At 71.7% G+C, this 25671-nt stretch carries 20 protein-coding genes and 1 riboswitch; of the genes, 12 read left to right on the top strand and 8 right to left on the bottom strand.

What is annotated here, in order from left to right; translation table 11 throughout:
• The first annotated feature begins 36 nt into the window (after positions 1–36).
• Both H8R17_RS29680 and H8R17_RS29675 read left to right on the top strand, forming a co-directional pair.
• Positions 37–498, top strand: a complete 462-nt coding sequence (locus tag H8R17_RS29680; RefSeq protein ID WP_262505604.1) for a DUF485 domain-containing protein — start codon at positions 37–39, stop codon at positions 496–498.
• Entirely contained in the window at positions 495–2087 is a 1593-nt protein-coding gene (locus H8R17_RS29675; RefSeq protein WP_187826310.1) for a cation acetate symporter, read from the top strand. Before H8R17_RS29680 ends, H8R17_RS29675 begins: the two co-directional genes overlap by 4 nt.
• A 159-nt stretch (positions 2088–2246) precedes the next feature.
• Here H8R17_RS29675 and H8R17_RS29670 read toward each other — a convergent pair whose 3' ends face one another.
• The 4 genes from H8R17_RS29670 to H8R17_RS29655 form a co-directional block, all read right to left on the bottom strand.
• Positions 2247–2927 carry a response regulator gene (locus H8R17_RS29670; protein WP_187826309.1) on the bottom strand — a complete coding sequence of 227 codons (681 nt, stop codon included), beginning with the start codon at positions 2925–2927 and terminating at the stop codon, positions 2247–2249.
• Entirely contained in the window at positions 2924–4600 is a 1677-nt protein-coding gene (locus H8R17_RS29665; RefSeq protein ID WP_187826308.1) for a sensor histidine kinase, read from the bottom strand. Before H8R17_RS29665 ends, H8R17_RS29670 begins: the two co-directional genes overlap by 4 nt.
• 208 nt (positions 4601–4808) lie before the next feature.
• A complete protein-coding gene (locus H8R17_RS29660; RefSeq protein ID WP_187826307.1) occupies positions 4809–5741 on the bottom strand; it encodes a sucrase ferredoxin in 933 nt (310 codons plus the stop codon).
• Between the two features lie 117 nt (positions 5742–5858).
• Positions 5859–7148 (bottom strand): citrate synthase, encoded by a 1290-nt coding sequence (locus H8R17_RS29655; protein WP_187826306.1) that lies wholly within the window; start codon positions 7146–7148, stop codon positions 5859–5861.
• 133 nt (positions 7149–7281) lie between these two features.
• Here H8R17_RS29655 and H8R17_RS29650 point away from each other — a divergent pair, with 133 nt between their 5' ends.
• Positions 7282–8448 carry a citrate synthase gene (locus tag H8R17_RS29650; RefSeq protein ID WP_187826305.1) on the top strand — a complete coding sequence of 389 codons (1167 nt, stop codon included), beginning with the start codon at positions 7282–7284 and terminating at the stop codon, positions 8446–8448.
• Positions 8449–8887: 439 nt separating this feature from the next.
• Here the strand turns inward: H8R17_RS29650 and H8R17_RS29645 are convergent, their stop codons facing one another.
• Both H8R17_RS29645 and H8R17_RS29640 read right to left on the bottom strand, forming a co-directional pair.
• Positions 8888–9124 (bottom strand): hypothetical protein, encoded by a 237-nt coding sequence (locus tag H8R17_RS29645; RefSeq protein WP_187826304.1) that lies wholly within the window; start codon positions 9122–9124, stop codon positions 8888–8890.
• 247 nt (positions 9125–9371) lie between these two features.
• On the bottom strand, positions 9372–9887 hold the full coding sequence (locus H8R17_RS29640; protein ID WP_187826303.1) for a DUF6082 family protein: 516 nt from the start codon (positions 9885–9887) through the stop codon (positions 9372–9374).
• Positions 9888–10255: 368 nt separating this feature from the next.
• Between H8R17_RS29640 and H8R17_RS29635 the strand changes: the two genes are divergently transcribed.
• Positions 10256–11413 (top strand): GTP-binding protein, encoded by a 1158-nt coding sequence (locus H8R17_RS29635; RefSeq protein ID WP_187826302.1) that lies wholly within the window; start codon positions 10256–10258, stop codon positions 11411–11413.
• On the opposite strand, the gene H8R17_RS29630 is transcribed toward H8R17_RS29635, so the two are convergent.
• Complete coding sequence (locus H8R17_RS29630; protein WP_187826301.1) at positions 11410–13863, bottom strand: DNA topoisomerase (ATP-hydrolyzing) subunit A; 2454 nt, start codon at positions 13861–13863, stop codon at positions 11410–11412. The two genes, H8R17_RS29635 and H8R17_RS29630, sit on opposite strands and share 4 nt — an antisense overlap.
• Positions 13864–14142: 279 nt before the next feature.
• Between H8R17_RS29630 and H8R17_RS29625 the strand changes: the two genes are divergently transcribed.
• The 4 genes from H8R17_RS29625 (at position 14143) to H8R17_RS29610 (ending at position 18983) form a co-directional block, all read left to right on the top strand.
• Positions 14143–15513, top strand: coding sequence for a pitrilysin family protein (locus H8R17_RS29625; RefSeq protein WP_187826300.1), 1371 nt, complete (start codon positions 14143–14145; stop codon positions 15511–15513).
• Entirely contained in the window at positions 15510–16898 is a 1389-nt protein-coding gene (locus H8R17_RS29620) for a pitrilysin family protein (protein ID WP_187826299.1), read from the top strand. Before H8R17_RS29625 ends, H8R17_RS29620 begins: the two co-directional genes overlap by 4 nt.
• A 192-nt stretch (positions 16899–17090) precedes the next feature.
• Positions 17091–17259: riboswitch (cyclic di-AMP (ydaO/yuaA leader) on the top strand.
• Between the two features lie 12 nt (positions 17260–17271).
• The gene (locus H8R17_RS29615) at positions 17272–18036 is read left to right on the top strand and encodes a M23 family metallopeptidase (protein WP_187826298.1); all 765 of its coding nucleotides are present in this window, start codon (positions 17272–17274) and stop codon (positions 18034–18036) included.
• A 251-nt stretch (positions 18037–18287) separates the two neighbouring features.
• Positions 18288–18983, top strand: coding sequence for a GntR family transcriptional regulator (locus H8R17_RS29610; protein ID WP_187826297.1), 696 nt, complete (start codon positions 18288–18290; stop codon positions 18981–18983).
• A gap of 219 nt (positions 18984–19202) precedes the next feature.
• Here H8R17_RS29610 and H8R17_RS29605 read toward each other — a convergent pair whose 3' ends face one another.
• A complete protein-coding gene (locus tag H8R17_RS29605) occupies positions 19203–19484 on the bottom strand; it encodes an HPr family phosphocarrier protein (protein WP_187826296.1) in 282 nt (93 codons plus the stop codon).
• A gap of 175 nt (positions 19485–19659) precedes the next feature.
• Between H8R17_RS29605 and H8R17_RS29600 the strand changes: the two genes are divergently transcribed.
• The 4 genes from H8R17_RS29600 (at position 19660) to H8R17_RS29585 (ending at position 25244) form a co-directional block, all read left to right on the top strand.
• A complete protein-coding gene (locus H8R17_RS29600; protein ID WP_187826295.1) occupies positions 19660–22593 on the top strand; it encodes a bifunctional GNAT family N-acetyltransferase/acetate--CoA ligase family protein in 2934 nt (977 codons plus the stop codon).
• Positions 22594–22722: 129 nt separating this feature from the next.
• The gene (locus H8R17_RS29595) at positions 22723–23310 is read left to right on the top strand and encodes a DUF5998 family protein (protein ID WP_187826294.1); all 588 of its coding nucleotides are present in this window, start codon (positions 22723–22725) and stop codon (positions 23308–23310) included.
• Positions 23310–24551, top strand: coding sequence for an alkaline phosphatase family protein (locus tag H8R17_RS29590; protein ID WP_187826293.1), 1242 nt, complete (start codon positions 23310–23312; stop codon positions 24549–24551). The genes H8R17_RS29595 and H8R17_RS29590 overlap by 1 nt, the downstream gene beginning before the upstream one ends.
• Positions 24552–24593: 42 nt before the next feature.
• A complete protein-coding gene (locus H8R17_RS29585; protein WP_187826292.1) occupies positions 24594–25244 on the top strand; it encodes a thymidine kinase in 651 nt (216 codons plus the stop codon).
• The last annotated feature ends 427 nt before the right edge of the window (positions 25245–25671 follow it).

Here is a 25671-nt window from a genome sequence, read left to right as displayed (position 1 = left end):
GCGTCGGGGATGTGCCCGTTCTGTCCATCCTTGGGCATGCAGTCACGCAACGGTTACGACGACCCCTGGTACGACGCGCTCGCCTCGGGCTGGGGTGAGGCGGTCGACGCGCGGGGCACCGTACCCGGCCCTGCCGTGCCCGTGGAACCCCGGGAACACGGGGCCGCGGCCGACGTGTATCTGGAGGTGCAGCGCAGTGCGGCCTTCCAGGAGGTGCGCAGACGACACCGGAGGTTCGTCGTGCCGGCGGTTGTCGCCTTCTTCATGTGGTACGTGGCGTATGTCGTGACCGTCACGACCGCGCCGGAATTCATGGCCCGGCCCGTGGTGGGCGCGGTGAACGTCGCGATGCTCGCGGGGCTCGGGCAGTTCCTGACCACCTTCCTGCTGACCTGGGCCTATGCGCGGCACGCGCGGTTGCGCAGGGACCGGGCGGCGCTCGAACTGCGCTGGGACACCCAGGAACTGGCGCGCGGCCTGAGAGGCGGCACCTCGTGACGGGCGATCATCAGACGCTGGCGCTGCTGCTGTTCAGCGGGTTCGTCGCCGTCACGCTGGCGATCACGTCCTGGGTGAGCCGTAGCCGGCGCGGTTCGGCGGAGGAGTTCTACGTCGGCGGCCGTCTCTTCACCCCGTTGGAGAATGGTTTTGCCATCGCGGGCGACTACATGTCGGCCGCCTCCTTCCTCGGCATCTCTGGGCTCATCGCGCTCTACGGCTACGACGGGATGCTCTATTCGGTGGGGTTCCTCGTGGCGTGGCTCGTCGTGCTGTTTCTCGTCGCCGAACTGGTACGCAACTGCGGACGGTTCACGCTCGCCGATGTGGTGGCGGCGCGGATGAGGGAGCGGCCGGTGCGGATCGCGGCGGGAACCTCCTCGGTCACCGTGTCCGTTCTGTATCTGGTGGCGCAGATGGTGGGCGCGGGCAGCCTGGTGGCGCTGCTGCTCGGGGGCACGGGCGAGGCGGCGCAGGCCTGGACCGTCATCGGCGTCGGCGCGCTCATGGTGATCTATGTCTCGTTGGGAGGGATGCGGGCCACCACCTGGATCCAGATCGTGAAGGCGGTCCTGCTGCTCGGCGGCACCATCGCGCTGACCGTGCTCGTGCTGCTGCGCTTCCACGGCGACCTTGACCGGCTGCTGCTCACCGCGGCCGAACGCAGCGGTCACGGGGCGGACTTCCTTGCGCCGGGGCTGAAGTACGGCGAGGACTGGACCGCCCGCTTCGACTTCATCAGCCTCGGACTCGCCCTGGTGCTGGGCACGGCCGGGCTGCCGCACATCCTCTCCCGCTTCTACACCGTGCCCACCGCCCGGGCGGCGCGGCGCTCGGTCGTCTGGTCGATCGGCCTCATCGGCGGCTTCTACCTGATGACGATCGTGCTCGGCTTCGGCGCCGCCGCCGTCGTGGGCCCGGACGCCGTCCGCGGATCCAACGCGGCCGGAAATACGGCCGTGCCGTTGCTCGCGCTCGATCTGGGAGGCGGTGCGGACTCCACCGGCGGAACGGTTCTCTTCGCGGTCGTCGCCGCCGTCGCCTTCGCCACGATCCTCGCCGTCGTCGCCGGGATCACGCTCGCCTCCTCGGCGTCCGTGGCCCACGACCTGTACGCGTCCCTGCGGCGCCGGCGCGCGGAGCCGCGCGGCGAGGTGGCCGTGGCCCGTGTCGCCGCGGTCGGCATCGGCCTGGTCGCGATCGCCCTCGGCCTGCTGGCCCGCGACCTCAACGTCGCCTTCCTGGTGGGACTCGCCTTCGCCGTCGCCGCGTCGGCGAACCTGCCGGTACTGCTCTACTCCCTGTTCTGGCGCGGCTTCACCACCCGCGGCGCCGTGTGGGCCGTCTACGGCGGCCTGATCCCGGCCGTCGTGCTCGTGCTGCTGTCCCCGGTGGTGTCGGGCAGCCCCGAGTCGCTGTTCCCGGGGGCCGACTTCCAGTACTTCCCGCTGCAGAACCCCGGCCTGGTCTCCATCCCGCTGGGTTTCCTCGCCGGCTGGCTCGGCACGGTCACCTCGGCGGAGGTCCCGGACGAGGCCAAGCACGCGGAGACGGAGGTCCGGTCACTGACGGGGGCGGGGGCCGTGTAGCGGGCGCGCCGGCACCGATCGTACGGCTGTCGCACGACGGTGGCGTCATCTGGTGGCCGCGTCGTCAGGACCCGGCCCGTGTCCGTCGAGACGGTGAGGGGCCGGCATCCGTATCGGAGGAGGGCGAGGTTCCCTTCCCCCGCTCCACGAGCCGTGTCCTCAGGCGCGGGTCGCCCACACGTAACGGTGTTCCGGGCGGCCCGCGTCGCCGTACTTGAGGGTCAGCCGGGCCCGTCCCGTGCGCTCCAGGAGTTTCAGATAGCGCTGCGCGGTCTGGCGGCTCACCCCGGTGCGTTCAGCGATCTCCTGGGCCGACAGGGGCCCGTCGGCGTTCATCAGGGACTGGCGCACGAGCTCCGCGGTGGTGGGGGAATGCCCCTTGGGCAGATCGGGCTCCGACGGCGCCGACAGGGCGCCGAAGATCTTGTCCACCTCGGCCTGCTCCGCCTCGCCGCCGCTGTCGAGCGTGCGGCGCAGCTCCGCGTACGCCTCCAGCTTGGCGCGCAGCCCCGCGAAGGCGAACGGCTTGACCAGGTACTGCAACGCGCCGTGCCGCATCGCCGCCTGCACGGTGGACACGTCCCGTGCCGCCGTCACCATGATCACGTCGGTCTGGTGGCCGCGCCGGCGCATCTCCTGGACGACCGCCAGACCCGTCTCGTCGGGCAGGTAGTGGTCCAGGAGCACCAGATCCAGCCGGGGCAGCGTCTCCACCCGGCGCAGCGCCTCGGCCGCGCTGTGCGCCTCGCCGGCCACGTGGAAGCCCGGCACCTTCTCGACGTAGGCGGCGTTGACCCGTGCGACCCGGATGTCGTCGTCCACGACCAGGACCTCGATCATCGTGACCCCTCCTCGGCGGCGATCCGTTCGGCTGACGGCGCCGTCAGGGCCGGTACCGGGCCCGGCTCGGCCAGTGCTTCGGGCAGGACCACGGTGAACTCCGCGCCCCCGCCGTGCGCCTCGCCCACGGTCGCGCTGCCGCCCTGCCGTTCCGCCAGCCTGCGCACCAGCGAGAGCCCGATGCCCCGCTTGCGGTGCGCCGGCGGCTCTTTGGTGGACCACCCGTCGGTGAAGATCAACTCGCGCTGTTCCACCGGAATTCCGGGCCCCGTGTCGCGCACCACGAGGACCGCGGTACGGGCCTCGGCGCGCAGTTCCACCTCCACGCGCGCGTGCGTGGTGCCCGTGGCGGCGTCGAGGGCGTTGTCCACCAGGTTGCCGGCGATCGTCACGAGCCCCTGGGGATCGACCAGCCGGTCCGGCAGCCGGGTCCGGTCCGAGATCCGCAGGGCGACGCCGCGCTCGGCCGCGACGGTCGCCTTGCCGACCAGCAGGGCGGCCAGCAGCGGGTCCTGTATCTTCTCGGTGACCTGCTCGGCGGTGGCCCGGTGGTCGCCGACCACCTCTCCGACGAACTCGACCGCGTCGTCGTACATGTCCAGTTCGAGCAGCCCCAGGAGTGTGTGCATCCGGTTGGCGTGCTCGTGGTCCTGGGCGCGCAGGGCGTCGATCAGGCCGCGCGTGGAGTCCAGCTCCCGGCCGAGCTGCTCCAGTTCGGTACGGTCGCGCAGGGTGGCGACAGCGCCGCCGTCGTCGGTGGGCATCCGGTTGGCGACCAGCACGCGCTGGCCGCGGACGGTGAGCAGGTCGGTCCCGGTCACCCGGCCGGCCAGCACGTCGGCCGTACGGCCCGAGCCGAGCGCCTCGTCGGGCGAGCGTCCGACGGCCTCGTCGCCGATGCTCAGCAGGCGCTGCGCCTCGTCGTTGAGGAGGCGGACACGGCCGGTGCGGTCCAGGGCGACGACGCCCTCGCGGATGCCGTGCAGCATCGCCTCGCGTTCCGCGAGGAGCGCCGCGATGTCGGAGAAGGCCAGGTCCCGGGTCTGCCGCTGGACCCGCCGGGAGATGAGCCAGGCCGCGAGCGCGCCGACGGCCAGCGCGCCCCCGGCGTACGCGAGCAGCCCCGGGATCGCGTGCAGCAGCCGGGCCCGCACGCTGTCGTACGCGATGCCCACCGAGACCGCCCCGACGATGTCGCCGCCGCTGTCCCGCAGCGGCACCTTGCCGCGCGCGGAGCGGCCCAGGGTGCCGCTGTCGATCTCCATGACCTCCCGGCCTGCCAGGGCCTGGCCGGGGTCGGTCGAGACGTGCCCGCCGATCCGCCCGGGGTCGGTGTGCGACCAGCGCACCCCCCGCCGGTCCATGATCACGACGTATTCGGCCTTGGTGGCCTTCCGGATCCGCTCCGCCTCCTGCTGCACCGGTCCGTTCGGCGACGGCCGGGTGCTCTGCAGGTCCTCGACGATCTGCGGCTGCTGCGCGGTGGTCTGCGCGATCGCGAGCGCGCGGCGCATCGCCTGGTCGTCCAGCTGGTTGCTGAGCGGCGCGAGGAACAGCCCGGTCGCGAGCACCGCGACTCCCGCGGCGATCGCCACCAGCATCAGCAGCACCTGCGAGAACACCCGCCGCGGCAGGCCGAGGCGCAGGCGGCGTGCGGGGGGAGTGGGGCTCATACCCATGACGGTACGTGGGCGGGCGGGGCGGGCCGTAGGGGTGTGGCGTGGATCTCTTGGAGGGGCGGCGGATGACGGTGGCAGATCTCAGCAACCGTCACCCGTGATCCGTTACCCGGCGGGCGCCCAGGGTCCTTCTGATGGATCTCCGCAGGAGAAGGAGCGGCGTTCGGTGCGTGCGATCGGCGTGCGGTGCGTCAGAAGGGCCCTAAGTCCCGGCAGCCACCTCCCGCACGTCCACCACGTCCATCCGCGCGGGTGCCTCCAGCACCGACGCCCCGCAGCTCTCCGCGCGCGGCGGCAGCGATGCGCCCTGAGCCACCACGACCCGCCAGCGGCGCCCGTCGGTGTGCGCGACGGTCACCTCCCAGCGCGGCGCCGCGCCGGCGGTCCGTACGACGCTCAGGGCCTGCGCCGCGTTCTCGCGGACCGTCCTGCGCACAGCCAGCTCGGCCGCCTGGCCGGGGCGCTCCCAGGCGGAACTCCCACGGCACCCGTCCACGACGATCCGGCCCTCTTGGACGCCGTGCAGGACCTCCTTGACGGCGTGGGCCTCGGCGCGGCCGTACGTGTATCCGTGCGGCAGGACGAGCAGCGTCGGGGAGAAGCGGTGACCCCCCAGGTGGGTGACCTCCCAGACGCCCTCGACCCCGGAGGCGGCGAGTTCGGCCGCGAGGGGGCGGCCCAGGAGCGCGCAGCAGCGGTCGCGCTTGCCGTTGGTGCAGACGAGGGCGAGCGGGTCGCCCGTGTGGGGCGCCGCGTCCAGGGCCGTGTCGAAGCTGCGGGGGTCGCCCTTGCCGAGGGCCGCGAAGTCGAGGCCGAGCAGGCGCCGGGGGTCGGTGATCGTGGCGCCGTGCAGCCATACGTCGCCGGGGACCGTGTGGGCCGCGTACACCCGGCGTTCGGTGGGCGTGCCGCAGTCCGCGTGCCGTCCGGGGCGGCGGATGAGGGCGATGCGTACGCCCGTGCCCTGCGCCGCCGCCTCCAGGGCGCGGCCCAGCTCGGGATCCAGGTGGCTCGACGTGAGCGCCTGGGCACCCCAGGGGCCGGGCTGTTCGAACAGCAGCCAGGTTCGCGCGGTGGCCGCGGTGCCCGCGACGGGCTCGTCGAGGTCCCGCGATACGGTTGAGCACCTACTCACAGAGGTGAGCCTAACCTGACTTGGCGCGGGGCGTCTTTCCGGTCCGTCCGTGTTCTGCTCAGGTGGGGAGGACAGGCTGCTCAGGAGGGGAGGCGGGCCGCCAGGCGGGGGAAGGGGCTACTCCCGCGGAGTCCAGAGGTCCTCTTCCGGAAGTGGCCGGGGCGGCTTCGGCCCGGTGTACAGCCCGCTCGGACGCATGCGCAGCGGGCGTTCGCCGTACTCCTCCAGGGCGTGGGCGATCCAGCCCGCCGTACGGGCCACGGCGAAGATCGTCTCGCCCGCGGTCGCGAGCATGCCGCTGGACGCCGTGAGGACGGCGAGCGCGAGGTCGACGTTGGCGTGCAGCGGGGTGTGGCGGGCGGTGGTGGCGACGATGTCGCGGGCCGCGGCGAGGGCGGGCTCGGCGCGCGGGATCTCCTCCAGCAGGCCGAACAGGGCACGCGCGCGCGGGTCCTCGCCGGAATAGAGCCGGTGGCCGAGTCCCGGAACGCGGCGCCCGGCCCGCAGCTCGTCCGCGATCACCGGGGCCGCGTCGCCGTGGTCGAGTACGTCGAGCAGCAGCCGGTGGGCGAGTCCGCTGGCCGCGCCGTGCAGCGGGCCCTCGATCACGCCGAGGCCCGCGGAGACGGCCGCGTAGGCGTGCGCGCGGGCCGACGCGGCGACGCGCACCGCGAGCGTCGAGGCGGCCAGGTCGTGGTCGACCAGGAGTGCGAGTGCCGCGTCCAGGGCGCGCAGGGATGCCTCGTCGGCGGGGCGTCCGCTCAGCCGGGTCCACAGACGGTGGGCCAGTGGGCCCTTGCCGCGCCGGTCGTGCCGCACCGGGGGAAGGGCGGCGACGAGGGTGGGGATGAGGGTCCGGGCGGTGCCGAGCACGGCGTCCTCGGACAGGTCGAAGCGCAGCGGGTCGGCGGTCGCGGCGGCGATCGTCGCGACCCGCAGCCGGTCGGCGGGCGCCGCGTGTTCGGGTAGGGCGTCGACGGCGCGGCGGGCGACCTCGACGGAGGCCTCGGGCGCGGTGAAGGTGACGCCGGGACGCAGCCGGCCGGTCCACAGCCACTCGGCGACCTCTTCGTAGGTGTGGCGGGCGGCCAGTTCGGTCGCGTCGACGCCCCGGTAGTAGTACCGGTCCTTGTCGATGAGCGTGATGCGGGTCCGTACGGACAGCTCCCCGCCGGAGCCCGGACTCCCGCCGTTTTCCCGCCTGTTGCGCCGGGCGAGCGCCTCCACCTCCTGCGCGTCGAAGGTGCTGCCCCGGCCGCCGGGCACGCGGCGGCTGCTGAGCTGACCGCGGCTGACGTACGCGTACACGGTCTCGGGCTTCACGCCCAGCAGTTCGGCGGCCTCCTTGGTGCTCAGCCGCCGCTCCCCGCCGACGGGACCGGCAGAGGAGGGTTCTTGATCGCGCATAGGGGTCACCGTATCCGCCTGGTGAGGCATTGACCGACGTATTGATCACTACAGGATCTACATGTTGACTTAATCAATGTTGACAGTGAAATAGTCAATCATGGACAGTCAAATCAAGTCCAGGGAGGAAATCATGTCCGTCAACAGGTCCACAGCCACTCTCGTCGACGTGCCGCGGGGACTCGCGGGGGTCGTCGTCACCGACACCGAGATCGGTGACGTCCGTGGCCTCGAGGGCTTCTACCACTACCGGCAGTACTCCGCCGTCGAACTCGCGCAGACTCGCAGCTTCGAGGACGTCTGGCATCTCCTGGTCCACGGTGGCCTGCCGGGCGCGGAGCGTGGCGCGGCCTTCGCCGCCGAGACCGCGGCGCTACGGCGGCTGCCCGAGGGGGTGCGGGCGGCGCTGCCCGCCATCGCGGCGGCCGGCGGGCGCTCCGGCCCGCTCGCCGGGATGCGCACGGCACTGTCCCTGCTGGGCGCGGCGCAGGGCTTCCGCCCGGTGTACGACATCGACGCGGACCGGCGCCGCCGCGACACCCTCGTGGCGGTGGCCGCCGTACCGTCGCTGCTCGCGGCGCTGCACCGACTGGGCAAGGGGCTCGAACCGGTGGAGCCGCGCGAGGACCTGTCGTACGCGGCCAACTACCTGTACATGCTGACCGGTTCCGAACCGGACGAGGCGCGCGCCCGGGCGATCGAGCAGTACTTGATCTCAACCATTGATCACGGATTCAATGCGTCAACCTTCACGGCGCGGGTCATCGCGTCGACCGGCGCGGACGTCGCGGCCTGCCTCGCCGGAGCCGTGGCGGCGCTGTCCGGGCCGCTGCACGGGGGAGCGCCCAGCCGGGCGCTGGACACCCTGGACGCGATCGGCACCCCGGACCGCATCGACTCCTGGATCCGTGAACGCGTCCTCGCCGGTGAGCGCATCATGGGCTTCGGGCACGCCGTGTACCGCACCGAGGATCCCCGCTCGCGGATGCTGCGGGAGGTCGCCCTGGGCTTCGGCGGTCCGCGCGTCGACTTCGCCGTGGAGGTGGAGCGCCGGGTCGAGGCGATCCTCGCGGAGCTGAAGCCCGGCCGCGAACTCCACACCAACGTCGAGTTCTACGCGGGCGTGGTCATGGAACTCTGCGGTCTGCCGCGTGAGATGTTCACGCCGACGTTCGCGGCCGGGCGGGTGGTCGGCTGGAGCGCCAACATCCTGGAGCAGGCGCGGGACCCGAAGATCATCCGGCCGGCGGCGCGGTATGTGGGGCCGGTGCCGCCGGTGGCGGTGCCCCACGTGACCTGAGACGGTTGGTGTCCTCCCTCACGGCGTTCCGGGAGGGGCGTGGGACGGAGCAAAGACCGCGCTGACGCCGCCGAAGTATTCCCCAGGGTGCTTCGTCGGCTGCCCCGGAGTGCGCGGAGACGATATCCGCACCTGAGCGAGGAAACGCCGTCTGAAGGCGGTCGACGCCATTCCGCGGGCGAGGGAGGATCCGGTCCGCTCGGGCGGCAGCTCACCGTGGAGCGGCGCGGTTGCTCCGTGTCCCTCATGGCCAGGTAAGGCACGCTGTGGTGCGCGGCCCAGGGGGCGACATAGGCCCGGCCGCCCGGTCCGGCGGGGGAGGGCACGCATAACCACCGTGTGCGGTCACGGTGGTCGCCGACACCCCAACCAGCCGACACCCCAACCAACGGACCCCGTGCCGGAAATGGCGGCACGGGATCCGAGGCGGAGGGCAGGCTTACGCCTCGGGAATGTCGGTTTTGGCACGCACCAGGGTTTCGCGGCTGATCACGACGATGCGTTCGTCGTCCGCACGTGCTGCGTCGGGTGGCAGCTCACTGTCCAGGGCTGTGGTGGCCTCAGTGCCGATGACAGCGAAGTTGCCGTCGCTGAGCTCGAAGATGTCGGGGCATGTCTGGCCGGTGGCGCTGCCGCGCTCCCGGGGCGAGGCGCCGACTCGACGCACGATCTTCAAGTCCGTTCCTAAGTCGATCGAGGGAGGGGCCGACGCGTGCGCCGGACGCTCCGCGAGCTGATGGCCTCATCTTGCGTCCAGTGAAGCTCATGAGTGGGCCCACTGATGCTCATGAAGGGCTGCTGTTCCCTGTGGGGACGGCAGCCCTACGCAGTACCAGTTGCCGCCGCACAAGGAGTTGCTCTTGAGGCGGACGGGGGCAGACTACACCTGATCATCCTGGCGATTCGGGGACTCCGAGCGATGATCACTCGTCCGGCGTCTGCCCGACGACCCACCACTCCTCGCCATCGTCCTGATCTTCAAACAGGGAGCCCATGTCCTCGACGAGCGCGTCCATCATTTCGCCCAGCACGGCTTCCTCGGACGAAGCCGGCAGACTCTCCCGGTGATGACGGGTGGCGGCCCAGTACTCGCGGAAGATGTTGTTCCGGCACATCACCCTCAGATGCCCGTACAGTTCCGCCAGGTTCAGCGCTCCGATGCGATGGAAGTACAGCGCGTTGACGTACAGAGCGTTGGCGAAGAGGTACTGGCGCTGCCTCTCCGGCGACACGTCGCTCTCGTAGGTGTCCAGGACCGCGGCCAAGGCCGGGTCCGCCATGGCTTTGCACAGCAGGTCGAAGTGGAGCCGGTGCTGCTCGGCGAGTGCTGCTCGCTTGCGATGCCGCAGGCTGCGCTCCGCGATGGTGTGCGCGGCGATCGCAAGCCTCGACCGTGCGGTGGAGCCAAGCCTCCGTATTCCGGAGCTCTGTGTGGCCATGTCAACCCCCGAATCAGGCGGCCGTCCGCCGGTCGTCGGGGTGCGGGTCGCCGGAGGGGACCGGCGAGCGGTGGGCGGCGCTTGCCGTCTCCCAGAGTGCCGAGCGGCTCTGATCGGCGGGGAGGCGGAGAGGAGGCGCACAGAGGGATGTGCAGCTCGCGTTTCCCTGCGCCCTGCACAACGTGTGCCCCGCGAGCGCCGCTAACAATCGTTCACTTCGCGGTGATTCCACCCACTCGTATCCTGGGGCGGCATTCAAACCTCGTACGAGAGCCGCCCCGTTCCGGGGAGCGCCGGTCCGTGAGCTGCTGTCGTACGTCCGCCGGTGCGTGAGCCGGCGCACGCAGCGGTGTGAGAAGGGGCGCACGTTGAGCAAGCAGCAGATCCCGGTCGTGGTGCTCGCCGGATTCCTGGGTTCAGGGAAGACCACGCTCCTCAACCACCTGCTGCACCGCAGCGGCGGCAGCCGGATCGGGGCCGTCGTCAACGACTTCGGGGCCATCGAGATCGACGCGATGGCCGTCGCGGGCGCGCTCGGCGACTCGACCGTCTCGCTGGGCAACGGCTGCCTGTGCTGCGCCGTCGACGCGAGCGAGCTGGATCACTACCTCGAGCGGCTCGCCCGGCCCGAGGCGGGCATCGACGTCATCGTCATCGAGGCCAGCGGCCTGGCCGAGCCGCAGGAACTGGTGCGCATGCTGCTCGCCAGCGAGCAGCCGGAGATCGTGTACGGCGGGCTGGTCGAGGTCGTCGACGCGGCCGAGTTCGATGACACGCGCGCGAAGCACCCCGAGATCGACCGGCACCTTGCCCTCGCCGACCTCGTCGTCGTCAACAAGACCGACCGGACACCGGACGCCGGGCGGGTCGTCGGCCTCGTCCGGTCTCTCGCCGACGGCGCCGCGGTCGTCCCGGCCTCCTACGGCCGTATCGACCCCGGGTTCCTCTTCGACTGCCGGCCCAGTGGGGAGCGCATCGGGCAGCTGTCCTTCGACGACCTGCACGACCACGACGGGGACGGCCACGCCGACCACCTGCACACCGCGTACGACAGCCTGCCCTTCGTCTCCGATGTGCCCCTCGACCCGCGCCGGCTGATGGAGTTCCTCGACGGCCGGCCCGAGGGGCTGTACCGGATCAAGGGGTACGTCGACTTCGGCCCGTACGACCCCCGCAACCGCTACGCCGTGCACGCCGTCGGGCGGTTCCTCCGCCTCTACCCGGAGTCCTGGCGGGCGGGCGACGCGCGCGCGACCCAACTCGTGCTGATCGGCTCCGGCATCGACGCCGCCGCGCTCGGCAAGGAGCTCCAGGCGTGCAAGAACGACGCCCCGCACGCCGACGAGCAGGGTATGTGGGGCGTCCTGCGCTATGTACGGGAGGCCGAGGATCCCGGGGACTGGGACTTCGAAGTCCGGGACCTCGAAGTCCGGGCCCCCGACGACATGGAAGTCCGGAACCCCGACGATCTCGACATCCGGGACCCCGACGAGCAGGGCGCTGACCACCCGCGTCAGTACACCTAGACCGGCCCCGCCACCACGGCAACCGTCTTCTGCAGAGACACGCCCGAACCGTCCCGCCGCGGGTCCATCTCCGGCAGGTCCGCCGGGGAGCCGTTCTTCTGCGCGGCCCGCGCCGGCGCGGCGCCCGCCCAGGCCAGGGACAGGCAGTCCTCGCCCTTCAGGAACCGCTGGCAGCGCACACCGCCGGTGGCCCGGCCCTTGCGCGGGAACTGGTCGAACGGAGTCAGCTTGGCCGTCGTCTGCACGGAGTCGTCCAGCGTGCCGCGTGAGCCTGCGACCGTGAACACCACCGCGTCCGCGGCGGGGTCGACCGCCGTGAAGGAGATGACCTTCGCGCCCTCGGCGAGCTTGACGCCCGCCACGCCGCCCGCCGGACGGCCCTGCGGGCGGACCTGCGAGGCCTGGTAGCGCAGCAGCTGCGCGTCGTCGGTGATGAAGACCAGGTCCTCGTCGCCGGTGCGCAGCTCGACCGCGCCGACGATCCGGTCGCCCTCCTTGAGCGTGATGACCTCCAACTCCTCCTTGTTGGCCGGGTAGTCGGGCACCACACGCTTGACAACACCCTGTTCCGTGCCGAGCGCCAGGCCCGGCGACGACTCGTCGAGAGTGGTCAGGCAGACCACCGTCTCGTCGTCCTCCAGGGAGACGAACTCCGCCAGCGGCGCGCCGCCCGAGAGGTTCGGAGAGGCCATGCTCTCCGGCAGCTGGGGCAGGTCGATCACGTTCACCCGCAGCAGGCGGCCGGCCGACGTCACCACGCCCAGCTCGCCGCGGGCCGTGGCCGGCACCGCGGAGACGATCACGTCGTGCTTGACGCGCTTGGCATCGGCACTCTCCGGGAACGGCTCGCCGTTCGCCGTACGGGCCAGCAGACCCGTCGCGGACAGCAGCACCCGGCAGGGGTCGTCCGCCACCTGCAGCGGCACGGGCGCCGGGGAGGTCGCCGACTCCAGCAGGACCGTACGCCGGTCGGTGCCGAACTTCTTGGCCACCGCGGCCAGTTCGGCGGAGACCAGCTTGCGCAGCTCAGCGTCCGACTCCAGAATCCGGGTCAGCTCCTCGATCTCCGTGTTGAGCCGGTCCTTCTCCGCATCCAGCTCGATCCGGTCGTACTTGGTGAGGCGGCGCAGCGGCGTGTCGAGGATGTACTGCGTCTGCACCTCGCTCAGCGAGAACCGCTCCATCAGGCGCTCCTTGGCCTGCGCGGAGTTCTCGCTGGAGCGGATCAGGCGGATGACCTCGTCGATGTCCACCAGGGCGACCAGCAGACCCTCGACCAGGTGCAGCCGGTCCCGCTTCTTGCCGCGGCGGAACTCCGACCGGCGCCGTACGACGTTGAAGCGGTGGTCGAGGTAGACCTCCAGGAGCTCCTTCAGGCCCAGCGTGAGCGGCTGGCCGTCCACCAGGGCCACGTTGTTGATGCCGAAGGACTCCTCCATCGGCGTCAGCTTGTACAGCTGCTCCAGGACCGCCTCCGGCACGAAGCCGTTCTTGATCTCGATGACCAGGCGCAGGCCGTGCTCGCGGTCGGTGAGGTCCTTGACGTCCGCGATGCCCTGCAGCTTCTTGGACCCGACCAGGTCCTTGATCTTGGCGATCACCTTCTCCGGGCCGACCGTGAAGGGCAGCTCGGTGACGACCAGGCCCTTGCGGCGCGCCGTCACGTTCTCCACGGACACCGTCGCGCGGATCTTGAACGAGCCGCGGCCCGTTTCGTACGCGTCGCGGATGCCGGTCAGGCCGACGATCCGGCCGCCGGTGGGCAGGTCGGGGCCCGGGACGTGCTTCATCAGGGCGTCGAGATCGGCGTTCGGGTACCGGATCAGGTGGCGGGCGGCCGCGATCACCTCGCGCAGGTTGTGCGGCGGCATGTTCGTGGCCATGCCGACCGCGATGCCCGAGGCCCCGTTCACCAGCAGGTTCGGGAAGGCGGCGGGCAGGGCCACCGGCTCCCGCTCCTGGCCGTCGTAGTTCGGGACGAAGTCGACGGTGTCCTCGTCGATGGACTCCGTCATCAGACTCGTCGCCGCGGCCTGCCGGCACTCGGTGTACCGCATGGCGGCAGGTGGGTCGTCGTTGCCCAGCGAGCCGAAGTTGCCGTGGCCGTCGACCAGGGGGACACGCATCGAGAAGGACTGGGCCATGCGCACCAGGGCGTCGTAGATCGACGCGTCGCCGTGCGGGTGGAGCTTGCCCATGACCTCGCCGATGACCCGGGCGCACTTCACGTAGCTGCGGTCGGGGCGCAGGCCCATCTCGTTCATCTGGTAGACGATCCGGCGGTGGACCGGCTTGAGACCGTCGCGGGCGTCGGGCAGCGCACGGGAGTAGATGACCGAGTACGCGTATTCGAGGTAGGAGCCCTTCATCTCGTCGACGACGTCGACGTCGAGGATCTTCTCCTCGTACGAGTCGTCGGGCGGCGGTGTCTTCGTGCTGCGGCGGGCCATCGCTGCCGGCTCCTTGCTGACGCGTGATCGGGTTCTGACGCGGACCATTGTGGACCGCCGCACTGACAACCGGGACCAGGACCCGGTACCGGGCACCGTGCCCGCGGCCTCCCGCGGGTCACGTCAGCCTCACCGCTCACCCTTTTCTCGCTCTCGGCGTACGCCGACCGGGAACTTCACCGGCGCCTCGCGCGCTTGCATACAGTGGCAGGACCGGAAGACCGCGGTTCGGGACGACCACCTCCGCACACGACCGCCTCCGCAATCGAAGGGACATACATGCCCATGGGTCACACGGCCACAGCCCAGGCAGGCTCCGGCGGCCTGACAGCGACCGAGCACCGCCTGGCCAACGGCCTGCGCGTGGTGCTCTCCGAGGACCACCTGACCCCCGTAGCGGCGGTGTGCCTCTGGTACGACGTCGGCTCGCGCCACGAGGTCAAGGGACGTACCGGCCTGGCTCACCTTTTCGAGCACCTGATGTTCCAGGGCTCGGCCCAGGTGAAGGGCAACGGGCACTTCGAGCTGATCCAGGGTGCGGGCGGCTCGCTCAACGGCACCACCAGCTTCGAGCGCACCAACTACTTCGAGACCATGCCCGCCCACCAGCTGGAGCTCGCGCTCTGGCTGGAGGCCGACCGCATGGGCTCCCTGCTCGCCGCCCTGGACGACGAGTCCATGGAGAACCAGCGGGATGTGGTCAAGAACGAGCGCCGCCAGCGCTACGACAACGTCCCCTACGGCACGGCCTTCGAGAAGCTGACCGCCCTCACCTACCCGGAGGGCCACCCCTACCACCACACGCCGATCGGCTCGATGGCCGACCTGGACGCGGCGACCCTGGAGGACGCGCGCGCGTTCTTCCGCACCTACTACGCGCCGAACAACGCGGTGCTCTCGGTCGTCGGGGACATCGACCCGGAGCAGACCCTCGCCTGGATCGAGAAGTACTTCGGCTCCATCCCCGCATACGACGGCAAGCCCAACCCGCGCGACGGCTCCCTTCCCGAGACCATCGGCGACCAACTGCGCGAGGTCGTCGAGGAGGAGGTGCCGGCGCGCGCCCTGATGGCGGCCTACCGGCTGCCGGAGGACGGCACGCGCGCGTGCGACGCGGTCGACCTGGCCCTGACCGTCCTCGGCGGCGGTGAGTCCTCGCGCCTGTACAACCGGCTCGTACGGCGGGACCGTACGGCCGTGGCGGCCGGCTTCGGCCTGCTCCGGCTGGCCGGGGCGCCCTCCCTGGGCTGGCTGGACGTGAAGACGTCCGGCGACGTGGAGGTGCCGGTCATCGAGGCCGCCATCGACGAGGAGCTCGCCCGGTTCGCCGAGGAGGGCCCCACCGCCGAGGAGATGGAGCGCGCCCAGGCCCAGTTGGAGCGCGAGTGGCTGGACCGGCTGGGCACGGTCGCGGGCCGCGCCGACGAACTGTGCCGGTACGCCGTCCTGTTCGGCGACCCGCAGCTCGCCCTCACCGCCGTCCAGCGGGTGCTCGACGTGACGGCCGAGGAGGTCCAGGAGGTCGCGGAGGCCCGCCTGCGGCCCGACAACCGCGCGGTGCTCGTCTACGAGCCCGTCGCCACCGAAGCCGAGGACGCCGACGAGGCGGCAGCCGCGGCCACCGACGAGACCGAGGAGGCGGCGAAGTGACCGAGCTCGCCACGATGGAGTTCCACCCCCAGCCTCAGGGGGGCGAACCCAAGCCCTGGGCGTTCCCGGCCCCCGACCGCGGAACGCTCGACAACGGCCTGACGGTCCTGCGCTGCCACCGCCCCGGCCAGCAGGTCGTCGCCGTCGAGGTGCTGCTGGGCGCGCCCCTGGACGCCGAGCCGGCCGGCCTGGACGGCGTCGCCACGATCATGGCGCGGGCCTTCTCCGAGGGCACGGACAAGCACTCCGCCGAGGAGTTCGCCGCCGAGCTGGAGCGCTGCGGCGCCACCCTGGACTCGCATGCCGACCACCCCGGCGTCCGCCTCAGCCTCGAGGTGCCGGCCTCCCGGCTCGCCAAGGGGCTCGGCCTGATCGCCGACGCCCTCAGGGCGCCGGCGTTCGCGGACAGCGAGGTCGAGCGGCTGGTCCGCAACCGCCTCGACGAGATCCCGCACGAGCTGGCCAACCCCTCGCGCCGCGCCGCCAAGGAGCTCTCCAGGGAGCTGTTCCCGGCCAGCTCGCGCATGTCGCGCCCGCGCCAGGGCACCGAGGAGACGGTAGCGAACATCGACTCCGCGGCCGTACGAGCCTTCTACGAGAAGCACGTCCGCCCCGCCACGGCCACCGCCGTGGTCGTCGGCGACCTCACCGGCATCGACCTGGACGCGCTGCTCGGCGACACGCTCGGCTCGTGGACGGGCTCCACGGTCCAGCCGCGGCCCGTGCCGCCGGTCGTCGCCGACGACACCGGGCGGGTCGTCATCGTGGACCGCCCCGGCGCGGTCCAGACGCAGCTGCTGATCGGCCGCATCGGGCCCGACCGGCACGACCGCGTGTGGCCCGCGCAGGTCCTCGGCACGTACTGCCTGGGCGGCACCCTCACCTCCCGCCTGGACCGCGTCCTGCGCGAGGAGAAGGGCTACACCTACGGTGTGCGGGCGTTCGCCCAGGTCCTCAGGTCCTCCCCGGAGGGCACCGGTGCCGCGATGCTCGCCATCAGCGGCTCCGTCGACACCCCGAACACCGGCCCGGCCCTCGACGACCTCGTCAAGGTGCTGCGCACGCTGGCCGCGGAGGGGCTCACCGACGCCGAACGCGACGTCGCCGTGCAGAACCTCGTGGGCGTGGCGCCGCTGAAGTACGAGACCGCCGCGGCCGTGGCGAGCACACTGGCCGACCAGGTCGAGCAGCACCTGCCCGACGACTACCAGGCCGCCCTGTACCGGCAGCTGGCCGCGACCGGCACCGTGGAGGCCACCGCGGCGGCTGTGAGCGCCTTCCCGGTGGACCGGCTGGTGACCGTCCTCGTCGGCGACGCCGCGCAGATCAAGGCGCCCGTCGAGGCCCTCGGGATCGGCGAAGTCACCGTGGTCTCCGCCGAGTAGGCGGCACGCGCGCGTAGCGGCCCTGGTGACTCGCGGGTCACCAGGGCCTCTGTATGTCCGATTTGGGGGAGAGGCTACCCGTCTGCCCTGTGGCATGCGCTACAAAAACCCTGTTCCGTTTGGGGATTGAAAGCGATCGCGCTTAGCTTCGTCCGGGCTGTTCGTCAGGCAGTGCGCCGCACCCGCGGCACCGGACAGTCATCGCCGAGTCCCCGTACGGCGCGAGCCAGGGGAGCCGGGGACCCAACTATGCAAGTCCCTGGGGTGAATCGGGCGCCCGCGCACATCGCGAGGGGGTCCGTAGGAGACCTTCCTGCTCCGAACCCGTCAGCTAACCCGGTAGGCGAGAGGGAAGGAAAGGACCAGCCTGTACATGGCGTTCACTCGCGCCACCGGGAAGCACCGTCGTCCCAGCCGGACGCAGCGCACCTCCGCCCGCGTGGCGGGCGTCGCGGCGCTCACCGCCACCGGCGCCGTCGGCACCATCGCTGCGCCCGCGCTCGCCGCCGAACCCGCCACCGAGCAGACCGGCCTCACCCCCGTCATCACCATCGGTGACTCCATCGCCGCCCAGATCGACGCCCAGGCCGCCGCCCAGCAGCACGCCGCCGAGGAGGCCAAGGCCAAGAAGCGGGCCGAGGAACTCGCCCGCAAGAAGGCCGCGGAGGCCGTCGCCAAGGCCCGGGAGGCCAAGGAGCGCGCCGCCCGCGAGGCCAAGCGCAAGCGCCTCAACACCTTCGTGCCGCCCATCTCCGGCTCCTACGTCTCCACCGGCTACAAGTCCGGCGGCGCCGTCTGGTCCTCCGGCAGCCACACCGGCGTCGACTTCCACGCCTCCAGCGGCACGCCCGTCCACGCGGTCGGCATGGGCACCGTCGTCGAGGCGGGCTGGGGCGGCGCCTACGGCAACCAGGTCTTGATCAAGATGAACGACGGCACGTACACCCAGTACGGCCACCTGTCGTCCATCGGCGTCTCCGTTGGCCAGCAGGTCACCCCCGGCCAGCAGATCGGCCTGTCCGGCGCCACCGGCAACGTCACCGGGCCGCACCTGCACTTCGAGGCCCGTACGACCGCGGAGTACGGCTCCGACATGGATCCCGTCGCCTACCTGCGCTCGCACGGCGTGAACGTCTGACGGCTCAGGCCCCTGAACGTCCGACAAGCACGCGCCCGTCTCCTGAAGCCCCGGCTCCCCGAGCCGGGGCTTTCGGCGTTCCGACGGCCCGGGTGCCCGCACTTCCGGCCCCGCTGCCCGTTTCGCCCCGCCGTTGTCCAAAAAATATCCTCGGATTCCGGTCCGCCGTCGGAAATTCCGGCTCATTGGAATAGAGTCACGGAACACACGTCCATCGTCGGCGTTTCACGGGGATTAAGCGGAGGTCGGGCATGCGTATTCCCGCGCACTCGGTGTGCACGGCGATCCGGGACGACATCGTCGCGGGTGTCTACGAACGCGGCAGCCGGCTCACCGAGGAACTCCTCGCGCGCCGCTACGGCGTCTCGCGCGTCCCCGTCCGGGAGGCCCTGCGCACGCTGGAGGCCGAGGGGTTCGTGGTGACCCGGCGGCACGCGGGCGCGTGCGTCGCCGAACCCACCGAGCAGGAGGCCGCCGACCTGCTGGAGATGCGCATGCTGCTGGAGCCGCTCGGCGCCTCCCGGGCCGCCCAGCGGCGCACCGAGGCCCATCTGAAGGTGCTGCGCGGCCTCGTCCGGCTCGGCCAGGAGCGCGCCCGGCGGGGAAACAGCGACGACCTGCGCTCCCTGGGCGGCTGGTTCCACGAGACGCTCGCCCAGGCCTCCGGGAGCCCCGCACTGACCTCGATGCTGACCCAGCTGCGGCACAAGATCGCCTGGATGTACGCGGTGGAGGCACCGGCCGACCCGGTGGAGTCCTGGACGGAGCACGGCGCCATCGTGGACGCCGTGGCCCGCGGCGACAGCGAACGCGCGCGTGCGGTCACAGCCCTGCACAACGAGCGCGCGAGTGCCGTGCACCGACTGCGCTTCGCCTCCGGCGCGGACCGCGCGGAGCGTGTGAGGAACTCGCAACATCCCGTAAACACGCCGAGCCTGCGGCATTAACACGGGCGCCGTATACAAAGAGAGAGCAATTCGCGGGGGATTATTTTTGCTGCCCGAAAGCGAGAAATGCGAAGGGCTCGCCCGTTGATTTCGGGCGAGCCCTTCTGTGTGGGTGGATGCCGCCTGTCAAACGACGACAACCGCAACCATCGATTGAGGAACCCCAACGACGCGCAACCAGGTCCGCGAAAGCGGCGCCGGCTTAGGCGCAAAAGGGGCTCAGACGGTCTCGGGCAGCTCCTCAAGGCCCTCGGAGACCAGCTTGGCCAGCCGGTCGAGGGCGGCGTCCGCGCCGTCGGCGTCGGAGGCGAGGACGATCTCCTCGCCGCCCTTGGCGCCCAGGCCGAGGACGGCCAGCATGGAGGCCGCGTTGACGGGGTTGCCCCCGGCCTTGGCGATCGTCACCGGGACGCCTGCGGCCGTGGCGGCTCGGACGAAGATGGAGGCGGGGCGGGCGTGGAGACCCTCGGCCCAGCCGACGTTGACGCGGCGCTCAGCCATGTGATGCTGCCCTTCAGGTGTTCAGGTTGTCTAGACCAGTTTCCCACAACGTGAAGCAAGCCGGGGCGGTCCTTCGTCCCGCCCCAGGTGGCGTCGGGCCGCGGCCTCGGCCCGACGTTCGTCCTCCACAGACTGCCCTGCGCCGTTGTCGGACGCGAGCCGTACTCTGGGGCCCATGCAGACCTCGTCGGACCGACAGGAGTATCCCGCCCACTGGGAGGCCGACGTGGTGCTGCGCGACGGCGGCACCGCGCGCATCCGCCCCATCACCGTTGATGACGCCGAGCGCCTGGTCAGCTTCTACGAGCAGGTGTCGGACGAGTCGAAGTACTACCGCTTCTTCGCGCCCTACCCTCGTCTGTCCGCCAAGGACGTCCACCGCTTCACGCACCACGACTTTGTGGACCGGGTGGGACTCGCGGCCACGGTGGGCGGCGAGTTCATCGCCACCGTACGCTACGACCGGATCGGCCCTGACGGAACGCCCGCGTCCGCACCGGCTGACGAAGCCGAGGTCGCCTTCCTGGTCCAGGACGCCCACCAGGGCCGCGGCGTCGCCTCCGCCCTGCTCGAACACATCGCCGCGGTCGCGCGGGAGCGCGGCATCCGCCGCTTCGCCGCCGAGGTGCTGCCCGCGAACACCAAGATGATCAAGGTGTTCACGGACGCCGGGTACACCCAGCAGCGCAGCTTCGAGGACGGCGTCGTACGCCTCGAGTTCGACCTCGAACCCACCGACCGCTCCCTCGCCGTGCAGTACGCGCGCGAGCAGCGGGCGGAGGCGCGGTCCGTGCGGCGGCTGCTGACGCCCGGCTCGGTCGCCGTCATCGGCACCGGCCGCGCGCCCGGCGGGGTGGGCCGCAGCATTCTCGGCAACATCCGGGACGCCGGCTTCACCGGCCACCTGCACGCCGTGAACCGGGCCTTCCCCGAGGAGCTCAAGGACGTCGACGGCGTGCCCGCGTACCGTTCGGTGCGGGACATCGAGGGACCGGTCGACCTCGCGGTCGTCGCCGTGCCCGCCGGGCACGTCCCCGGGGTCGTCACCGAGTGCGGTGAGCACGGCGTGCAGGGACTCGTGGTCGTCTCCGCCGGGTACGCCGAGAGCGGCCCCGACGGACGCGAGCGCCAGCGCGCCCTCGTACGGCACGCGCGCGCGTACGGGATGAGGATCATCGGGCCGAACGCCTTCGGGGTCATCAACACCTCCCCTGAGGTACGGCTCAACGCCTCCCTCGCCCCCGAGATGCCCCGCCCCGGCCGGATCGGCCTGTTCGCCCAGTCCGGCGCCATCGGCATCGCGCTGCTCTCCCGGCTGCACCGGCGCGGAGGTGGGGTCACCGGCGTCACGGGCGTGTCGACCTTCGTCTCGTCCGGCAACCGCGCCGACGTCTCCGGCAACGACGTCCTGCAGTACTGGTACGACGACACCGACACCGACGTCGTCCTGATGTACCTGGAGTCCATCGGCAACCCCCGCAAGTTCACCCGCCTCGCCCGGCGCACGGCGGCGGCGAAGCCGCTGGTGGTCGTACAGGGCGCGCGGCACGGGGGCGCGGCACCGCAGGGGCACGCCGTACGGGCCACCCGGCTGCCGCACGCGACAGTGTCCGCGCTGCTCAGACAGGCCGGCGTGATCCGCGTGGACACGATCACGGACCTGGTCGACGCGGGGCTGCTGCTCGCGCGCCAGCCACTGCCGACCGGGCCCCGGGTGGCGATCCTAGGGAACTCCGAGTCGCTCGGCCTGCTCACCTACGACGCGTGCCTCGCCGAGGGGCTGCGCCCACACCCTCCGCTGGACCTGACGACGGCCGCGTCGGCGCGGGACTTCCACGCGGCGCTTTCGCGTGCGCTGGCCGACGACACGTGCGATGCGGTGGTCGTGACCGCGATACCGGCGGTGGGGGAGGGGTCGTTGGGGGATGCGGAGTTGGCGGAAGCGCTGAGGTCGGCTGCCGAGGCCGTTCCGGGAAAGCCGGTGCTGGTCGTGCACGTGGAGCTGGGGGGCCTTGCGGAGGCGCTGTCGGCTGCGGCGAGCACTGCACCACAGGCAGGTTTGAACGCACCCGGCGCTGCGGGCGGTGCCCGCCCGTTCCGCCCGGCGGAGCGCCTGCCCGCCGCGGTAGCGGGTGCGGGTGGGGCACAGCCGCCCGCCGAGGCGGAAACGCTCCCCTCCGGCACCTCCGTCGGCGCCGAATCGTTCCCCTCCCGCACCCCCGCTGGCGCGCGAACGCCCTCCGGCTCCCTCCTCATCCCCGCCTACCCCGCCGCCGAGCGTGCCGTACGCGCGCTCTCGCAGGCCGTCAGCTACGCGCAGTGGCGGCGCGACGGCGCCGATCCCGGCAAGGTGCCCGAGTACGAGGACATCGACGAGAAGGGCGCCGCCCGGCTGATCGACGGACTGCTCGCGCGCGGGCAGGGGCTCACGCTCGGCACCGAGCGGACCTGCGATCTGCTCGGCATGTACGGCATCCATGTCCACCGCGCCCTGCCCGCCCCCACCCCCGACGCCGCCGCCGAGGCCGCCCGTACTCTCGGCTACCCGGTCGTCCTCAAGGCCACCGCCCCCCACCTGCGGCACCGCGCCGACCTTGGCGGCGTCCGCCTCGACCTCGCCGACGAGGAGCAACTGCGCAGGGCCTACGCCGAGTTGACCGGGCTGTTCGGCAGGCCGGAGGAGCTGCGGCCCGTGGTGCAGCGAATGGCGCCGCGCGGCGTCGACACCGTCGTACGGGCCGTGATCGACCCGGCGGCAGGGGCCGTGCTGTCCTTCGCCCTCGCCGGGGCCGCCTCGCAGCTGCTCGGCGACATGGCGCACCGGCTCATCCCGGTCACCGACCGGGAGGCGACCTCGCTCGTCCGCTCGATCCGGACGTCACCGCTGCTGTTCGGCTGGCGTGGCTCGACACCGGTCGACACGCCCGCCTTGGCGGAGCTGCTGCTGCGCGTGTCCCGGCTGGTCGACGACCACCCGGAGGTCGTGGCGGTCACTCTGGAGCCGGTCGTGGTCGCCGCGCACGGCCTGAGCGTCCTCGGCGCCTCCGTACGCTTGGCCCCACCCCCGGCCCGCGACGACCTCGGCCCGCGCACGCTGCCGGCGTACTGAGAAGGCCGCGCACCCGGACCGCGGCCCGGCACGCACGCGCGTGGGCCGCGATCACCGAGACACACCGGACGTGCCGGGACCACGCCGAGCGGTGCCTCGCAGTCAGTGGTCCCCCGTAGGATGGGCGTCATGGCCAAGACCAGTACGACGACCCAGGGGCTGCGTGCGGCAATCGAGCGCAGCGGCTACTACCCGGCTCTCGTGGCCGACGCGGTGGAGGCCGCTGTGGGCGGCGAGCCCATCCGGTCGTACCTGGTCCATCAGGAGACGACGTTCGACCAGAACGAGGTGCGGCGGCACGTGACGGTGCTGGTCCTCACCGGCAACCGCTTCATCGTCAGCCACACCGACGAGCAGGCCGCGGACACCACCTCCCCGACGCCGTACGCGACGACGTCCACGGAGTCCGTGAAGATCGGCCGGATCTCGTCGATCGTGGTCAGCCGCGTGGTCGCCAACCCCGAGTCGTACCGGCCGGGCACGCTGCCCCGCGAGGTCGTGCTCACCATCGGCTGGGGCGCCGTCTCCCGCATCGACCTGGAACCCGCCGCGTGCGGCGACCCCAACTGCGAGGCGGACCACGGCTACACGGGCAACTCGACGGCGGACGACCTCAGCTTGCGGGTCAGTGAGGCCGGCGACGGCCCGGAGACGGTCCGCCAGGCGCTCGCCTTCGCGCAGGCCCTCTCCGAGGCCACCGCGGACGTCACCCACTGATGTCCACGCCGTCCCCGCCCGCCGCCCATGACCGGGGGAGTTCCGCGGTGCCCGCTCCCGCCGCCTGGGGCCGGCACCCGGAACCGCTCGCCCCCGACTCCGCGCCCCTGCCCGCATACGGCGCCGGATCGCTCGCCGACCTGCTGCCCACGCTCGCCGCCGGCATGGGCGTCCCGGGCATGACTGCCGCCATCCGGGAGCTGACCCCTGCCGACCGGAACTGCGTGTTCCTGATCGACGGGCTCGGCTGGGAGCAGCTGAAGGCGCACCCCGAGGACGCCCCCTTCATGACCTCGCTCATGAACACCTCGCGCGGCGGCACCGGCCGTCCGATCACCACCGGCTACCCGGCGACCACCGCGACATCCCTCGCCTCCGTCGGCACCGGCCTGCCGCCGGGCTCCCACGGTCTGCCCGGCTACACGGTCCGCGATCCGGACACCGGCGAGCTCATGAACCAGCTGCGCTGGCAGCCGTGGACGGAGCCGGGCGCCTGGCAGCCGTACCCCACGGTGTTCCAGCTCGCGGACGCGGCGGGCGTCCACGCCGCCCAGGTGTCCTCCCCCGGCTTCGAGAACACCCCGCTGACCAAGGTCGCGCTCAGCGGCGGAACCTTCCACGGCCGGCTGTCCGGCGAGGACCGCATGGACCTCGCGGCCGAACAACTGGCCGCCGGCGACCGCTCCCTGGTCTACACGTACTACGCCGAGGTCGACGGCGCCGGCCACCGCTTCGGCGTCGACTCCGACACCTGGCGCGGCCAGCTCATGTACGTCGACCGCCTGGTCCAGCGCCTGGCCGAGCAGCTCCCGCCGCGCAGCGCGCTCTACGTCACGGCCGACCACGGCATGATCGACGTCCCGTTCGACGAGCAGCACCGCATCGACTTCGACGAGGACTGGGAGCTGCGCGCCGGCGTCGCCCTGCTCGGCGGCGAGGGGCGCGCCCGGCATGTCTACGCGCTGCCGGGCGCCGGTAGCGACGTGCTGACCTGCTGGCGCGAGGTGCTCGGCGAGCAGTTCTGGGTGGCCTCGCGGGACGAGGCGATCGCGGCTGGCTGGTTCGGGCCGCAGGTCGAAGAGCGGGTGTACGCGCGCATCGGCGACGTGGTCGCGGCCGCGCGGGACGACGTCCTGATCATCGCCTCCGAGCGGGAGCCGAAGGAGTCGGCGATGGTCGGCAACCACGGTTCGATGACCCCCGCCGAGCAACTGGTCCCGCTGCTCGAAGTACGCTCCTGAAGCCCGTCGATCACATGTTCGCCGAAAGGTGCTCGTCTCGCCATGCCCGAGCTGGTGTTCTTCTCCGGAACGATGGACTGCGGGAAGTCGACTTTGGCGCTACAAATCGAACATAATCGAACGGCGCGTGGTCTGCAGGGGTTGATCTTCACGCGTGATGACCGTGCGGGGGAGGGCAAACTGTCGTCGCGTCTGGGGTTGGTGACCGACGCGGTGGAGGCCGGGCCGGGGCTGGATCTGTACGGATACGTGGTCGAGCAGTTGTCTCGGGGTGGCCGGGTCGACTACGTGATCGTGGACGAGGCCCAGTTCCTGCTGTCCGGGCAGATCGACCAACTGGCCCGGATCGTGGACGACTTGGAGCTGGACGTCTTCGCGTTCGGCATCACCACCGACTTCCGGACCAGGCTCTTCCCTGGCTCCCAGCGTCTGATCGAACTTGCCGATCGCCTGGAGACTTTGCAGGTCGAGGCGATGTGCTGGTGCGGTGCTCGGGCCACGCACAATGCGCGCACCGTGGGGGGAGATATGGTCGTCGAGGGGGAGCAGGTCGTCGTGGGCGACGTGGCTCAGTCGGCGGCGGAGGTCGGGTACGAGGTGCTCTGCCGACGTCATCACCGCAGGCGTATGACGAGCGCCGCGGCGCGGGCAGCGGCGTTGTCACCGGACGTGCTGCCGGTCACCGCCACTTGACCTCTGGCCGGCGAGAAGCGCGTCGACTTGTTTGCCGGCCGCGCTGGCCGTGGCGAAGGAGCGTTGGGGAGCGGCAGGCTCTGGACCGTGGGCTCGGAGGGTGGCCTTGGTCGGCAGGTTCGAGTCCTCGGCGGGAGCCAGAGGAGATGGCTGGTCGTGCGTGGGGCGCTGATCTGCGGATTCGCGTCACGGTAAGGGCTGAGGGGCGAGCGCGGCTTGTGCCGCTCGCGCCGGGGACGGTCTCGACGGCGGCCGAATCCGCGGGCATGGCGAAGAAGAGTACCGCCGCAGAGTGGACGCGTGACGGGACGGCCGCCCCGGCTGGCCTTCTTCTACACAGGCCCTAGTAGGGCTTTGTTAGGTCCTGTGGTGGGGTTCGGGGGTGGGTGCGGGCTGGCCGCATATCGAGCAGGCGCCGGTCCAGGTG

Origin of the sequence: Streptomyces sp. TRM68367 (genome assembly GCF_014495685.1) — a bacterium.
In the GTDB taxonomy this organism is placed as follows: Bacteria; Actinomycetota; Actinomycetes; order Streptomycetales; family Streptomycetaceae; genus Streptomyces.
The sequence above is the reverse complement of the archived record's forward strand: the minus strand, read 5'-3'. Positions and strand labels throughout refer to the sequence as shown.